This is a genomic window from Albimonas donghaensis, from assembly GCF_900106695.1.
GTDB classification, from domain to species: domain Bacteria; phylum Pseudomonadota; class Alphaproteobacteria; order Rhodobacterales; family Rhodobacteraceae; genus Albimonas; species Albimonas donghaensis.
In genome coordinates, this window is sequence record NZ_FNMZ01000007.1 from 63,576 (window position 1) to 76,815 (window position 13,240).

The following is a 13,240-nucleotide window of genomic DNA, read 5'->3' on the forward strand; positions in this document are numbered from 1 at the left end:
CGCGCCTCGCCTCGTAATCGCGCCGGGTCATGTCCCCGGCTCCCGCCCGGCGCCCGCCGGGTCCAGGCCGTGCTCCAGCCCCAGGTCGGCGCGCCGCGCTTCCAGTTTCCGGGCCAGGCCGCGTCGGGCGCGGGCCAGCAGACTCTCCACCGCCTCGACGCTCAGGTCCATGCGCGCGGCGATCTCCGGGTTCGGAAGCTCGGAGAAGTGGCGCAGGGTCAGCGCCACCCGCTGCCGCTCGGGCAGCGCCGCGATCTCCGCCCGCAGGGCCGCGGCGCGGTCTTCGCCGGCCAGCCGCGCCTCCGCTCCCGGCGCGCCGTCGGGACGCTCGGGCGGGTCCTCCGCCGACCAGCGCCGGCGCCGGCGCAGCCGGTCGATGGCGAGGTTCGCCACCACCCGATGCAGCCAGGTGCCCACCTGCGCCTCGCCCGGCCGCCAGCGCCCGGCATGGCGCCACAGCCGCAGCATCGCCTCCTGCGCCACGTCCTCGGCCTCCGCCGCATCCGAGAGCATGCCGCGCGCCACCGCCGTCGCCCGCGGCGCGTGCCGGGCGATCAGTTCCGAGGCCGCGGCGGCGTCGCCGGCGGCGCATCGGGCCATCAGGTGGTCGTCATCGTTCATGCGCGTCCCGACGCAGGGCGCCTCACGCAAGGCGGGGCGGGCGGTGTCGAAGGCCATGGCGGATCCTTCCGGGTGCGGACCGGCCCGGCCGGGCGATCCCGCAGGACCGCCCGGCCGCACCACGCCATGCTCAGCGCGTTTCGTCCAGCGACTCCGACTCCGCCGGCGGCGGGCCGTCATGGCCGGGACGGCCGTGATGGCGGCGCATGGCCTTGGCCTCGTCAAGGGACACGGCGCCGTCGCCGTCGGCATCGAGCCGCGCGACCACCTTCTCCATCCGCTCCAGCATCGGCGACGCGGCGAATTCGGCGCGACTCACGGCGCCGTCCTCGTCCGCGTCGAGCCGGTCGAAGAAGCGATCGGCCCGGTCGCCCGGCCGCGCCTCGCCCTTGCGCATCGGCCGATCGCCGTCATGGCGCGGGCCGCCGCGCCGGTCGGCCATATGGCGGGCGATCTCCTGGCCCAGCTCCTGCTCGTCGATCACGCCGTCGCCATTGCCGTCCAGCATCCCGAACTCCGGGGCCGGCCTGTCGGGATCACGCTCCTGCATCCGCTCGCCCAGGGCCGCGAATTCGTCGGGATCGAGCCCGCCGCTCTGGTTGGCGTCGACGCGCCCCATGATGCGGGCGGCCATCAGGGCCGAACGATCCGCCCCGCCGTCGCGGCCGGCGCGCGGCCCCTTGCCGTGCCCGTCCCGGTCGCCCTTGCGGCCGGCATGTTCGCCGCCATGGTCGCCCCGTTCGGCCCGCGCCTCGCGCATCTTCTCGCGCGCGGCGTCGAATTCCTCGCGGCTGACGCTGCCGTCCTTGTCGGCGTCGGCCTCGTCGAAGCGGGCCATGAAGTTCTGGCGCACCTCTTCGAGCGTGACGCCGCCCGAGCCGTCGGCGTCCATCCGCTCGAACATCGCGGCATGGTCCGGCCCGCCCTGGCGCGCCGCGGCGGGCGCGACGGCGGTGGCGACGAGACCGACCCCGAGCGCCAGCCCGCAAGCGGTGCGAGCCAGCAGCCGGGCGAGAGCGCGTTCACTGGTTTTCATGCGTCGGATCCTTTCCTGCATGCGGCGCGGGCCGCCCCCCCCGGGAGGCTGACGAACCGGCTCGGACCCCAGGCCCGCTCCGGCGCCGTCCCGGCCCGCGCGTCTTCCCCCTTTCCACGCCCGGGGGCCGCCTATCCGTCGCGCCTGTCGAAGTTTTCTCGGCCCCGGCGATTGACGCAGCGCGTCATTGATGTGCAGGTGCGAATAAGAGGCGACACGCTGACGCAAGACGACGCGCGCACTGGTATGCGTCAGGGCGGTGAATACTTTCGCGTCCATGACACGCGCGCATCGCATCCTGCCCGACACCGCCGGCCCCGCCCCGACCCGCTCGGCCGCCGCTCCCTCCATGGGGACCGGCGCGCTCGGCCGCGCGGCGAGCCAGGAGGCCCCGGAGCTCTCCGCCGAGATCGCGGACCCCGACCTGCCCGGCGAGCCCCGGCGGGACGACGAGCCGCGCGATCTCAACCTGTCGCTGCGGCGGGGCTGGCGGCGGACCTGCCCGGCCTGCGGGGGCGGGCCGCTCTATGACGGCTATCTCACCGTGCGCGAGACCTGCCCCGCCTGCGCCGAGCGGCTGGACCTGCATCGCGCCGACGACCTGCCCACCTGGATGACCATTCTCGTGGTCGGCCATGTGGTGACGGTGGTCATGCTGTCGGTGTGGGAGACGTGGGACCCGCCGATCTGGGTGCACTGGACCCTGTGGCCGCCGATGGCCCTGCTGATGTCGCTGTGGCTGCTGCCGCGCTTCAAGGGCATGGTCGTGGGCCTGCAATGGGCCAAGCGCATGGCCGGCTTCGCCCCGCGCCGAAAGGACTGAGCCGCGAGGCTCCCGCCTTCGGCGCCTGAGTCCCGCGACCCGGCCCTGGAGCGTCGTGCCTGGAGCGGCATGCCGATCCGGCCTCGGCCGGGCGGCGACCCAGGCGGCGACCTTCCCCGGAGTATGTCCGTCTGGACAGGCTCCGCGCCGGCGGGCAAGGTGGGCTGTAATAAGGAGCCCAGAATGTCCCCGATCCAGGAAACGCCCGAGGCGCCGATCGCCTCCGACAAGCCCGCCCGCCCCGCTTCCGCCACGCCCCGCGACGCCGCCACCGTGGTGATCGCCCGTCGCGACGGGGACCATCCCCGCGTGCTGATGGGCCAGCGCGGCAAGGGCGCGAGCTTCATGCCCGACAAGTTCGTCTTTCCCGGCGGCGCCCTCGATCCCGAGGACCACACCGCTCCGGAAGGCGCCTCCCTGCGCGCCGAATGCCTCGCGCGGCTGGAGAAAAAGAGCCCTCCGGGGCTCGGCCCCGCGCTCGCCCGCGCCGCGGTGCGCGAGACCTTCGAGGAGACCGGGCTGATCCTCGGCGCGCCCGATCCCCGCGCCGCGGACCTGGCCGGAACCATGACCGACCCGTCCTGGCGCGACTTTCTCGCCTCCGGCCACATGCCGGCCTGCGACGGGCTGACCTTCATCTTCCGCGCCATCACCCCGCCCTACCGCCCCAAGCGGTTCGACGCGCGCTTCTTCCTCGCCGACGCCACCACGCTGGCCGGCGATGTCGAGGACCTGAGCCGCGCGTCCGGGGAGCTCAGCCACCTCACCTGGCTGACCCTGAAGGAGGCGCGGGATCTCGACCTGCCGCTGATCACCGAGGTGGTGCTGGCCGAGGTCGAGGAGATCCTCAAGCTGACCCCGGCCGGCGCCCAGCCCATCGACCGGCCCGCGCCCTTCTTCCACCATGAGAAGGACCGGTCCTTCTACGACGCGCTCTGAGGCGCGTCGCCTGCTCGAACCTTGTCCCGCGGGCTCGGTTTTTCGGGACGCGGGGCGCGGGAGATCCGGGCGCGGTTCGATCCGCGCTTGACTCCCCGCCCCACGCTTGAGAAAAGCCCGCTCCGAATGAATATGTCGCGGGCGCCCAAGCGCCTACGGGAGCGTTGAGATGGCCAAGCCGACCACCGTTAAGATCCGCCTGAACTCGACCGCGGGCACCGGGCACTTCTATGTGACCAAGAAGAACAGCCGTACCATGACCGACAAGATGTCGGTTCGGAAGTACGATCCGGTCGTGCGCAAGCATGTCGAGTACAAGGAAGGCAAGATCAAGTGATCGCCGTCCCTTCGGGGGCGTGATCTTCTGATCGCCTGACAGGTTCGAAAGCCCGCCGGTCGCCTGACCGGCGGGCTTTCGCGTGTCGTCGGGCGAGGGGGGGGGGAGCGTGCGGCCTCAGGCCCGGCGCCGGACACGCGCCGTCATCGCGCCCACGGGACCACGGGAATCGCCGCGCAGCCGCCCCCGTCCCTTCCGGAGCGCAGACGGCGAAATAATCCGCGGTTCGGTCGAGCCGCCGCAACGGCGCCGCCTCCCCGCCCCCCCGTCGCCGCCCCCCGTCACCCCCTGCGTCAACAACCCGGTGAACCAGGCGGGCGTGGGCGCCATCGCCGCCAGCGCCGCGGCGCGGGCCCGATCCGCTCCCGGCCTCCGCGCCCGGCGCAGCAGGCGAAACAGCCCGATGGTCAGCGCCGCGGGGACGAGCCCCGCCGCCAGCACCCGCCGCCAGCACCCGCCGCTCCCCCACCGGGAAGGCCGACGCGCCGTAGCGCTGCGCCTGCAGGGGTCGCCGGCGCTCCCATAGCCATTCGCGCCGCGGCGCCCGAGATCACGCCCAGCAGGGTCCTCGCCGCCTCCTGCGCCGGCCTGGCGGCAGACATCGGCTCGTCCTCCCTGCTCCGGGAAGCCCCGCCGCGTCTCCGCCGCCCGAAAACGCGAAAGGGCCGGAGCTTGCGCTCCGGCCCTTCCGGCATCCTCACGCGTGGCGCGGGACGGATCAGTTCCGGTTGCCCATGAACTGCAGCAGGAACATGAACATGTTCAGGAAGTCCATGTAGAGGCGCAGCGCGCCCATGATGGCGCCCTTCTGCATGTAGGCCTGCCCCTCGGCGCCCATCTGGGCCATGCCGAGATACTCGTTCTTGATCGACTGGGTGTCGTAGGCGGTGAGGCCCGCGAAGATCAGAACGCCCAGCGCCGAGATCGCGAACTGCAGCGCCGAGGAGGCGATGAAGATGTTCGCGATGGAGGCCACGATCAGGCCGATCACGCCCATCACCAGGAACGAGCCCATGGCCGACAGGTTGCGCTTGGTGGTGTAGCCGTAAAGGCTGAGGCCGCCGAAGGCGATGGCGGTCGCGAAGAAGGTCTGCGCGATCGAGACGCCGGTGAACACCGCGAAGATGTAGCTGATCGAGGCGCCCATCAGCGCCGCGAACACCCAGAACACGATCTGGGCGGTGGCGTTGCTCATCTTGTGGATCATCGCCGAAAAGCCGAACACCACGGCCAGCGGCGCGAACATCACGACCCATTTCAGCGGGGAGCCGAAAATCGCCTGAAGAAGGGCGGGCGAGTTGCCGATGAAGAAGGCGACCGCGCCCGTGATGACCATGGCGACCGCCATCAGGCCGTAGACGCGGTTCATGTACCCGCGCAGGCCCTCGTCGATCGCGGCCGATCCGGCGCCAGACCGGCGAATGGCGTCATACTGCTGCATGTGTCAAACCCTGTTCGTTGCGTGTTCCATCCGTTCGCCGCGCGCCCCCCCTCGGTCGCCCTACGGGAATCCCGCAGCGATTTGTTCCATCATATCGGAAAGCGGAGGCCTTTGTTCAAGGTTTTCGCCGCCGCGGGGGCGGTATCGCCCCCCTCCATCGATCACGCCCGCGTGAACAGCCGCTATTCCCGGGCCCGCAGCACCTGGGCCGGGCGCGCGCCCAGCGGTCGGGCCGCGAATCCGAGCCCCGCGAGAAGGCTCAGCGCCGCCCCGCCGATGACGATGACCAGGGCGGAGACCGGCTCGAACACGTAGCTCGCGTCCATCACCAGCACCATCACCGCCCAGCCGGCGATCCCGCCCGCGACGATGGCCACCGCGCCCGCCGCGGCGCCCAGCAATCCGGCGCGCAGCGCGAAGCTGGCGAGGATCGTGCGGCGCGAGGCGCCCAGCGTCTTGAGCACCGCCGCCTCGTAGACCCGCCGCCGCTCGCCCGCCGCCGCGGCGCCGATCAGCACCACGATCCCGGTCAGCAGCGTCGCCGAGGCCCCCCAGCGCGTCGCCGCCGCCAGTTCCCGCAGCCCGTCGGCCACCTGGTCGATGGCGTCGCGCACGCCGATGGCGGTGATGTTGGGATAGGCCCCGGCCACGTCGCGCAGCAGCCCGCCTTCCGAGCCCTCCTCGGCGTAGACGGTGGCGATATGGGTGTGCGGCGCGCCGGTCAGGGCGCCGGGGCTCATGACCATCAGGAAGTTGATGCCCATGTCGCGGAAGTTCACCACCCGGAAATTGGCGATCCGCGCCGTGATCTCCCGCCCCAGCACCGACACCGTGATCGCGTCGCCGATCTCCAGCCCCAGCCCGCGGCCATGCTCCTCCGAGAAGGAGACGAGGGTCTCGCCGGCATAGTCCTCGGGCCACCATTCGCCCTCGGTGATCTCGGTCCCCGGCGGCGGGGCGGCGGAATAGGTCACGCCGCGGTCGCCGCGCAGGATCCAGCGATAGTCCTCGGGGACCTGCGCCTCCGCCTCCGCCGCGGGCACGCCGTCGAGCCGGGTGATGATCCCGCGCAGCATCGGCGCGGTCTCGATCGCGGTGACGCCCTCATGGCCCTCGGCGGCCTCCAGGAAGCCGGGCAGCTGGTCGGTCTGCACGTCGACGAAGAAGAAGGCGGGCGCGTTCTCGGGCAGGTCGTTGGTGATGACGTTGCGCAGGTTCCAGTCGATCTGCCCGACCGAGGCCAGCACCGCCAGCCCCAGCCCCAGCGACAGCACCACGCCCGAGGTCTCGCCCCCCGGCCCGCCGATGGCGCCCAGCGCGAGCCGCAGCGCCGGGCGGCCGCGGACCGCGCGGGACCGGGCGGCGGGCCGGGCCAGCCGGGCCACGCCCATCGCCGCCAGCCACAGCACCGCCAGCGCGCCGGCGACGCCGCCCGCGAAGCCCAAAGCCACCTGCCAGATGCCGGAGAACGCGGTCGCCGCCCCCACCAGCACCGCCGTCAGCCCGCCGATCAGCGCCAGATAGGACGGCCGCGGCCAGCCCCCCGCGCCCTCGGCGGATTCGCGGTAGAGCGCGGCGGCCCGCACCTCCCGCGCCCGGGCCAGCGGCCAAAGCGCGAAGATCAGGGCGGCGAGCATCCCGTAGACCCCCGCCTCCCACAACGGCGCGGCGTAGACGTCGAACAGCGCCGGCACCGGCAGCATGTCGCCCATCAACGGCCCCGCCACCGCCGGCACGGCCGCGCCCAGCGCCAGCCCGATGGCCACGCCCAGCGCCGCCAGCGCGCCCACCTGGATCAGGTAGACCGCGAAGATCACCCGCCCCGAGGCGCCCAGCGTCTTCAGGGTGGCGATGGAGGCGGTCTTGCGCTCCATGTAGCTGCGCACGGCGGCCGAGACGCCGACGCCCCCCATGGCCAGCGCCGCGAGCCCCACCAGCACCAGGAACGCCCCGATCCGGTTCACGAAATTGGCCACGCCCGGCGCCCCGTTGCGCCGGTCCTTCCAGCGCAGGCCGGATTCGGGGAAACGGGCGGCCGCCTCGGAAGCCAGCGCGTCCAGGTCCGCGTCCGGGGCCAGGCGCAGGCGGTATTCGCTCTCGAACAGGGTGCCGGGGGCGAGCAGGCCGGACTGCTCCAGCGCCTCCAGCCTCAGCAGGGTGCGCGGGCCCAGCCCGAAGCCGCCGGCGGCCGCGTCGGGCTCCACCTCCAGCGCCGCGCGCAGCTCGTATTCGCCGCGCCCCAGACGCACGCGGTCCCCGACCGCCAGCCCCAGCCGGTCGATCAGCGCCGGCGCCATGACCAGCCCCCAGACCCCGTCGCGCAGGCCCAGCGCGTCGCCCTGCGAAATCCCGCCGGAGAACTCCGCCGCCCCGTAAAGCGGCCAGGCCCCGTCGACGCCCTTCACCTGGGTCAGCGCGCGTTCCGCGCCCTCCGCCTTCGGGGCCACGGCCATGGAGCGGAAATCCACGGTCTCGGACACCCGCTCGGACACGCGCTCCATCCACGCGCGTTCCTGCGCCTCGGCGAAACGGTAGGTGAATTCCAGCTCGGCGTCGCCGCCGAGAATGACCTGGCCCTCCTGCGCCAGCCCCTCCGAGATCGCCATGCGCACCGAGCCCACCGCCGCGATCGCCGCGACGCCGAGCGCGAGGCAGGCGAGGAACACGCCGAACCCCTTGAGCCCCCCGCGCAATTCGCGCCGGGCCAGCCGGAAGGCGAGAGGGAGGACGGCGGGGTCGGCGGCGCGCGCGCGGCTCACTCCGCGGCCTCGCGCGCCGAATCCTCGGCCAGCAGACCGTCCGCCACGCGGATCGTGCGGTCGCAGCGCGCGGCCAGTTCGGGGGCGTGGGTGACCATGATCAGCGTCGCGCCGTGGCGCTCCCGCAGCCCGAAGAGCATGTCCATGATCGCCTCGCCGTTGACCCCGTCGAGATTGCCGGTGGGCTCGTCCGCCAGCAGGATCTCGGGGCGCGGGGCGGCGGCGCGGGCCAGCGCGACGCGCTGCTGCTCCCCGCCCGAAAGCTGGCCGGGATAGTGGTCGAGCCGGGCGCCCAGCCCGACGGCCTTCAGCTCCTCCGCCGCCCGGTCGAAGGCGTCGGCGCGCCCGGCGAGTTCCAGCGGGGTCGCCACGTTCTCCAGCGCCGTCATCGTCGGAATCAGGTGGAAGGATTGGAAGACCACCCCCATATGATCCCGACGGAAGCGCGCCAGCGCGTCCTCGTCCATCGCGGTCAGATCCTCGCCCAGCGCCCTGACCGCGCCGCCGGTGGCCTGCTCCAGCCCGCCCATGAGCATGAGGAGAGACGACTTGCCCGAGCCCGAAGGCCCGACCACTCCGACGGTCTCGCCGCGCGCGACCTCCAGCGTCACGCCGCGCAGGATCTCCACCCGTCCGGCGCGGGAGCCGAGCGTCAGCGCCGCCTCGACCAGTTCGAAAGCGGGAGCGGCGGTCTGGGATCGCGTCATGCGGCGGGGTCTCCGGTCTGCGGCGGGGGGCGCGGCGCGCGCGAGGGGCAGTTGCGCATATGGGGCCATCTGCGGCGGGCTCAAGGCGCTGACCGTCGCCGGCGCCCTCGCTTTCACGCTGCACCCGACGCATTCCGTCGCGGCGGAGGGCGACGCGGTGACCCTGCTGGCGCTGGGCGACAGTCTCACTCATGGCTACGGCCTGCCGGAGGCCGAGGGCTTCGTCCCCCGCCTGCAGGCCTGGCTGCGCGACCGCGGCCATGACGTGACCGTGATCAACGCCGGCGTCTCCGGCGACACCACTCAGGGCGGGCGGGCGCGGCTCGACTGGTCGCTGAGCCCGGAGGTCGACGCGGTGATCGTGGAGCTGGGCGGCAACGACCTGCTGCGCGGCATCGATCCGGCCAACAGCCGCGAGAACCTGGACGCGATCCTGACCGAGCTGAACGCCCGCGGCCTGCCCGCGCTGCTGGCCGGCCTGCCGGCGCCGCTGAACTACGGGGAGGACTGGAAGGCCGAGTTCGACGCCATGTTCCCCGAACTGGCCGAGGCCCACGGCGCGATCCTCTACGAGAATTTCCTCGCCGGCATCGGCGGGCTGGAGGACCGGGAGGCCGCCCGCGCCCTGATGCAGGCCGACGGCGTGCATCCCAACGCCGCAGGGGTGGAGAAGGTGGTGGCGGGCATCGGCCCGGCGGTGGAGGCGCTGATCGCCCGCGCCGAGGCGGCGCAGGCGCCCGCCGACTGATCCCCCGCCGCCCCAGCCCGACGGTTTCCGGGAGGCCCCATGATCCGCGCTTTCGTCGCCCTGCCCCTGCCCGAGCCGCTCGCCGACCGGCTCGACGATCTGGCCTGGGACATGGGCGAGGGCCGGCCCTCCGACCCCGAGACCTTCCACCTGACCCTCGCCTTTCTGGGCGAGCAACGGCCGGAGGTGCTGGAGGACGTGGCGGTGGAGCTGGAGCGGCTGCGCGCGCCCTCGCCGCCGGTGGCCTTGCGGGGGATGGGCGTGTTCGGCGGGGGGCGTCCGCGCTCCGCCCATGCGGAGGTGGTTCCGGACCCGGCGCTGTCGGGTCTGCGCGACGCGGTGCGGCGGGCCTGCCGGCGGGGCGGGCTCGACCTGCCCCATGCCCGCTTCACGCCGCATGTGACGCTGGTGCGATTCTCGGCGCGCGCGCCGGCGGGGGAGGGGCTGGCGCGCTGGCTCTCCCGTCACGCGGGGTTCGCGGCGGAGACGTTTCACCCGTCGGAGGCGCGGCTGATGCGCTCGGATCTCGGGCCGGAGGGGCCGACGCATACGGAGCTGATGGCGATTCCGCTGGACCCTTTTTCGCAGACGACCCCGGGCAGGTCCGCGCAGGGGGGCTGACGACCGATGATGGCGGGGGGATGATGGCGGGGGGCGCTCGGCCCGCATGTTCAGGGTCGCGCGCAAGGCTTCGGGCGCGGCGGTCATGCGGGCCTGGCGCCACGCCTCATCGCCGCCCGGAAGGCGGGTCGGGGCGATCAGGCGCGGGCTTCGCCCACAGGTTCGGGAAAGGGAGTTTTCAGAGGGCGCGACGCGGGAATCGACACGGGCCGCGCGGACCGCTGCGGGCGGCAGGCCCAGGGCCGGGCATCAGGCTCACGGACCCGCTTGCGGGGGGGCCGGGCATAGCGCCGGCGTCGCCCCGCGACCGCTCTTCAGCCAAGCGGCTCAGGCAAGCGACCGCAGCGCCCGAGCCGCGAAGCCGAGCGTCACGCGGGGGCTCAGGCGCGGTAGCGCCAGGCCAGTTCCTGCCGCAGCCGCGCCTCGGCGAGCGTCAGCCGAACGCTCCAGCGTCCGATACGCTCCGCGCGCAGCGCCCTGCGCCAGACATCCATACGACCATTCATCATCTGCGCTCCTGTTCGGCACGCCATCCCCACGCGCAGTAAAGGGGCCGCCGGTTACCAAAATGCCAAGGGCGCGTGAATTTTTCACGCGCCCCGGCACTTATTCCTGCAACGTCGCAGGGTCAAGCCGTTGCGGAGGAGCAACAGCGAGAAAGCTCAACGTCCGGTGGAAGTCGGCTCCCAGAACGGCCGCTCCGCCTCGAAGGAGGCCACGCCCCGCTCAAGGCCGATGTCGCGCAGCTGATCCGGCGACAGGCGGGCCAGGGCACGACGCTGTTTGGCGGTTTCGGTCCAGCACGCCACGCGGGCGAGAAGGGCGCCGAAGGACACGCCGCGGAGGGCGGCCGCCGATCCGGTCACGGCAACAGTGTGGGTCATATTCGCCTCCATTTAGCAATCGTGATCCCGGAGAAGTCCGCATCACTCTTGTTGATGCATATGGAGGCTCATGCTAAGGTTCGCAAACGAATGGTTTTGACGCCCGCCATCACGGAGCTTGATATGACGCGGAATCTCGATCTGACCGCCCTGCGCAGCTTCGCGATGGTCGCCGAGGCCGGCGGCGTCACCCGCGCCGCCGCCCGTCTCCACCTGACGCAATCCGCCGTCTCCATGCAGCTCAAGCGGCTGGAGGAGAATATAGGCCAGCCGCTGCTCGACCGCTCCGGGCGCGCGCCGCAGCTGACCTCGCAGGGGGAGCTGCTGCTCAGCTACGCCAAGCGGATGCTGGCGCTCAACGACGAGGCCTGGGGGCGGCTGACCTCCCAGGCCTTCGAGGGTCAGCTGACGCTCGGCGTGCCCGCCGACATCGTGTTCCCGCATATCCCCGAGGTGCTCAAGCGCTTCGCCATGGCCTATCCGCGAGTGAAGGTGACGCTGGTCTCCTCCTACACCCGCCGCCTGCACGCGCTGCGCGACCGGGGCGAGGCCGACCTGATCCTGACCACCGAGGCCACCCCCCGCGCCGGCGGCGAGACGCTGGAATGCGCGCGTCTGGTCTGGGTCGGCGCCCAGGGCGGACATGCGTGGAAGGCCAAGCCCCTGCGCCTGGCCTTCGAGAACAACTGCATCTTCCGCGCCTCGGTGCAGGAGGCGCTGGACCAGGCCGGGATGGACTGGGAGATGGCGGTGGAATCCGAGACGACGCGGACCATCGAGGCCTCGGTCTCCGCCGATCTCGCGGTGCATGCGGCCATTGAATCGGCGGTGGTCGACCGGCTGGAGGTGCTCCGCCATGGCGGCGCCCTGCCCGAGCTGCCGGTCTACCATATCAACATGTACCACGCCGACGGGCCCGAGAACCGGCTGACGCGGGAGCTCGCCCAGTTCGTGCGCGACGCCTATGCGGTGGAGCAGGAGGCGCTGGTCGCCGCCCAGTAGGCGACCCGCCGCCCTGCCCGCCCCCCCCCGACAGGACGCTCAGGCCCAGGGGGTGACCACCACCTTGCCCGTCGCCTCCCGCGATTTCAGCAGGCGCAGCGCCTCGTTGGCCTCCGCCAGCGGCAGCACGTTGGAGATATGCGGCTTCAGCCGCCCCTCCGCGAACCAGCCCATCAGGGTGGAGAGGCTGTCGCGCAGCACCTCGGGCCGGAACTTCCGGTAGGTCCCGATATAAAGCCCCAGCACGTCGATGTTCTTGACCATCAGGATGTTGGCCGGGATCTGCGGAATATCGCCCGAGGCGAAGCCGATCGGGATCATCCGCGCCTCCGGCCGGCAGGCGCGCATCGCGGCCTTCCACTGGTCGCCCCCCACGGGGTCGTAGACCACGTCCAGCCCGCCGAGCACGAGGCAGCGCTCGCGGATATCCTCGGCCTCCGAATCCAGCAGGTGATCGGCGCCGAAGCGCCGGGCGATCTCCAGCCGCTCGGGCCCGCGGGCGCAGGCGATGACCTCGGCCCCCATGATCTTGCCGATCTCCACCGCCGTCAGCCCCACGCCCCCTGCGGCGCCCAGCACCAGCAGACGCTCTCCGGGCCGCATCCGGGCCTTGTGCTCCAGCGCCATATGCGAGGTGACATAGGCGATCTGGAAGGCGGCCGCGGCCTCCGGCGACATGCCCTCCGGGACGGGGGAGCACAGCGCGGCCGGGACCACGCAATATTCCGCGAACCCGCCGCCGCCCATCGCCGCCACGCGGGTTCCGGGGGCGAGCGCCGCGCCCTCGCCGACCGCATCCACGATCCCGCAGACCTCTCCGCCCGGCGAGAAGGGCAGCGGGGCCTTCTCCTGATACTTGCCGGCCACCCGCAGCGTGTCGGCGAAGTTCACCCCGCAGGCCTCGACCTTCAGGCGAACCTCGCCGGGGCCGGGCTCGGGCGCGGGGATCTCGTCCAGGACCAGCGCGGCGTTGAGTTCGTGCAGGCGCATGGCGCGCATCGGCGGTCTCCTCCTCCGTTTCCGCCGCCCGTTCGGCTGCGACGCAGGCCGGGCGGTTCAGAGGCGCAGAGTGCACCGCCGCGCCCGCCCCGAAAAGGGGGGCGGGCGGAGGACGCGCCCGGGCGGTGACGTCGATGGAGGGAGCGTCCCATGACATCTTCGCGCCCCGGAACTCCGTGGCGCCGACGGCCCCCCCGGTCATGCCGAAACGGGGCTGCGCAGCGGCGAAGCCGCCGGCGGACGGGCCGACGCGAAACGGGCGGCGGGATCGCTCCCGCCGCCCGCGCCTGAGATCGGGGCGGGCCGCCCCGGCCCGGATTTCG

The 13,240-nt window shown here is 72.8% G+C and carries 14 protein-coding genes; 6 read left to right on the forward strand and 8 right to left on the reverse strand.

Annotated elements, in window-relative coordinates:
- Positions 1-27 precede the first annotated feature (27 nt).
- Together BLV24_RS16545 and BLV24_RS16550 are read right to left on the reverse strand one after the other, a co-directional pair.
- Positions 28-678: an RNA polymerase sigma factor gene (locus BLV24_RS16545; protein ID WP_245710624.1), complete on the reverse strand. Its 651-nt coding sequence runs from the start codon at positions 676-678 to the stop codon at positions 28-30.
- 73 nt (positions 679-751) lie between these two features.
- On the reverse strand, positions 752-1,657 hold the full coding sequence (locus tag BLV24_RS16550) for an EF-hand domain-containing protein (protein WP_176954789.1): 906 nt from the start codon (positions 1,655-1,657) through the stop codon (positions 752-754).
- A 277-nt stretch (positions 1,658-1,934) separates the two neighbouring features.
- Here BLV24_RS16550 and BLV24_RS16555 point away from each other — a divergent pair, with 277 nt between their 5' ends.
- The 3 genes from BLV24_RS16555 to rpmG all read left to right on the forward strand — a co-directional run bounded on the left by BLV24_RS16555 (position 1,935) and on the right by rpmG (position 3,756).
- Positions 1,935-2,480: a DUF983 domain-containing protein gene (locus BLV24_RS16555; protein ID WP_245710625.1), complete on the forward strand. Its 546-nt coding sequence runs from the start codon at positions 1,935-1,937 to the stop codon at positions 2,478-2,480.
- Between the two features lie 183 nt (positions 2,481-2,663).
- A complete protein-coding gene (locus tag BLV24_RS16560) occupies positions 2,664-3,419 on the forward strand; it encodes an NUDIX hydrolase (RefSeq protein WP_092683824.1) in 756 nt (251 codons plus the stop codon).
- Positions 3,420-3,588: 169 nt separating this feature from the next.
- Positions 3,589-3,756 carry a 50S ribosomal protein L33 gene (rpmG, locus tag BLV24_RS16565; RefSeq protein WP_092683826.1) on the forward strand — a complete coding sequence of 56 codons (168 nt, stop codon included), beginning with the start codon at positions 3,589-3,591 and terminating at the stop codon, positions 3,754-3,756.
- A gap of 718 nt (positions 3,757-4,474) precedes the next feature.
- On the opposite strand, the gene BLV24_RS16575 is transcribed toward rpmG, so the two are convergent.
- From BLV24_RS16575 to BLV24_RS16585, 3 genes are all read right to left on the reverse strand, one after another.
- Complete coding sequence (locus BLV24_RS16575) at positions 4,475-5,197, reverse strand: Bax inhibitor-1/YccA family protein (protein ID WP_092683830.1); 723 nt, start codon at positions 5,195-5,197, stop codon at positions 4,475-4,477.
- A 182-nt stretch (positions 5,198-5,379) separates the two neighbouring features.
- Complete coding sequence (locus BLV24_RS16580) at positions 5,380-7,956, reverse strand: ABC transporter permease (RefSeq protein WP_092683832.1); 2,577 nt, start codon at positions 7,954-7,956, stop codon at positions 5,380-5,382.
- Positions 7,953-8,663, reverse strand: a complete 711-nt coding sequence (locus BLV24_RS16585) for an ABC transporter ATP-binding protein (RefSeq protein ID WP_092683834.1) — start codon at positions 8,661-8,663, stop codon at positions 7,953-7,955. The genes BLV24_RS16580 and BLV24_RS16585 overlap by 4 nt, the downstream gene beginning before the upstream one ends.
- On the opposite strand from BLV24_RS16585, the gene BLV24_RS16590 reads away from it, so the two are divergent.
- The gene (locus tag BLV24_RS16590; RefSeq protein WP_092683836.1) at positions 8,662-9,411 is read left to right on the forward strand and encodes an arylesterase; all 750 of its coding nucleotides are present in this window, start codon (positions 8,662-8,664) and stop codon (positions 9,409-9,411) included. The genes BLV24_RS16585 and BLV24_RS16590 overlap by 2 nt on opposite strands.
- Positions 9,412-9,450: 39 nt before the next feature.
- Positions 9,451-10,032, forward strand: a complete 582-nt coding sequence (thpR, locus tag BLV24_RS16595) for an RNA 2',3'-cyclic phosphodiesterase (RefSeq protein ID WP_092683838.1) — start codon at positions 9,451-9,453, stop codon at positions 10,030-10,032.
- 380 nt (positions 10,033-10,412) lie between these two features.
- Here thpR and BLV24_RS22905 read toward each other — a convergent pair whose 3' ends face one another.
- Together BLV24_RS22905 and BLV24_RS16600 are read right to left on the reverse strand one after the other, a co-directional pair.
- On the reverse strand, positions 10,413-10,541 hold the full coding sequence (locus BLV24_RS22905; protein ID WP_281242935.1) for a hypothetical protein: 129 nt from the start codon (positions 10,539-10,541) through the stop codon (positions 10,413-10,415).
- A gap of 153 nt (positions 10,542-10,694) precedes the next feature.
- A complete protein-coding gene (locus tag BLV24_RS16600) occupies positions 10,695-10,916 on the reverse strand; it encodes a DUF1127 domain-containing protein (protein ID WP_176954790.1) in 222 nt (73 codons plus the stop codon).
- A 123-nt stretch (positions 10,917-11,039) separates the two neighbouring features.
- Here BLV24_RS16600 and BLV24_RS16605 point away from each other — a divergent pair, with 123 nt between their 5' ends.
- Complete coding sequence (locus tag BLV24_RS16605; RefSeq protein WP_092683842.1) at positions 11,040-11,918, forward strand: LysR family transcriptional regulator; 879 nt, start codon at positions 11,040-11,042, stop codon at positions 11,916-11,918.
- A 39-nt stretch (positions 11,919-11,957) separates the two neighbouring features.
- Here the strand turns inward: BLV24_RS16605 and BLV24_RS16610 are convergent, their stop codons facing one another.
- The gene (locus BLV24_RS16610; protein WP_092683844.1) at positions 11,958-12,917 is read right to left on the reverse strand and encodes an NADPH:quinone oxidoreductase family protein; all 960 of its coding nucleotides are present in this window, start codon (positions 12,915-12,917) and stop codon (positions 11,958-11,960) included.
- Between the last annotated feature and the right edge of the window lie 323 nt (positions 12,918-13,240).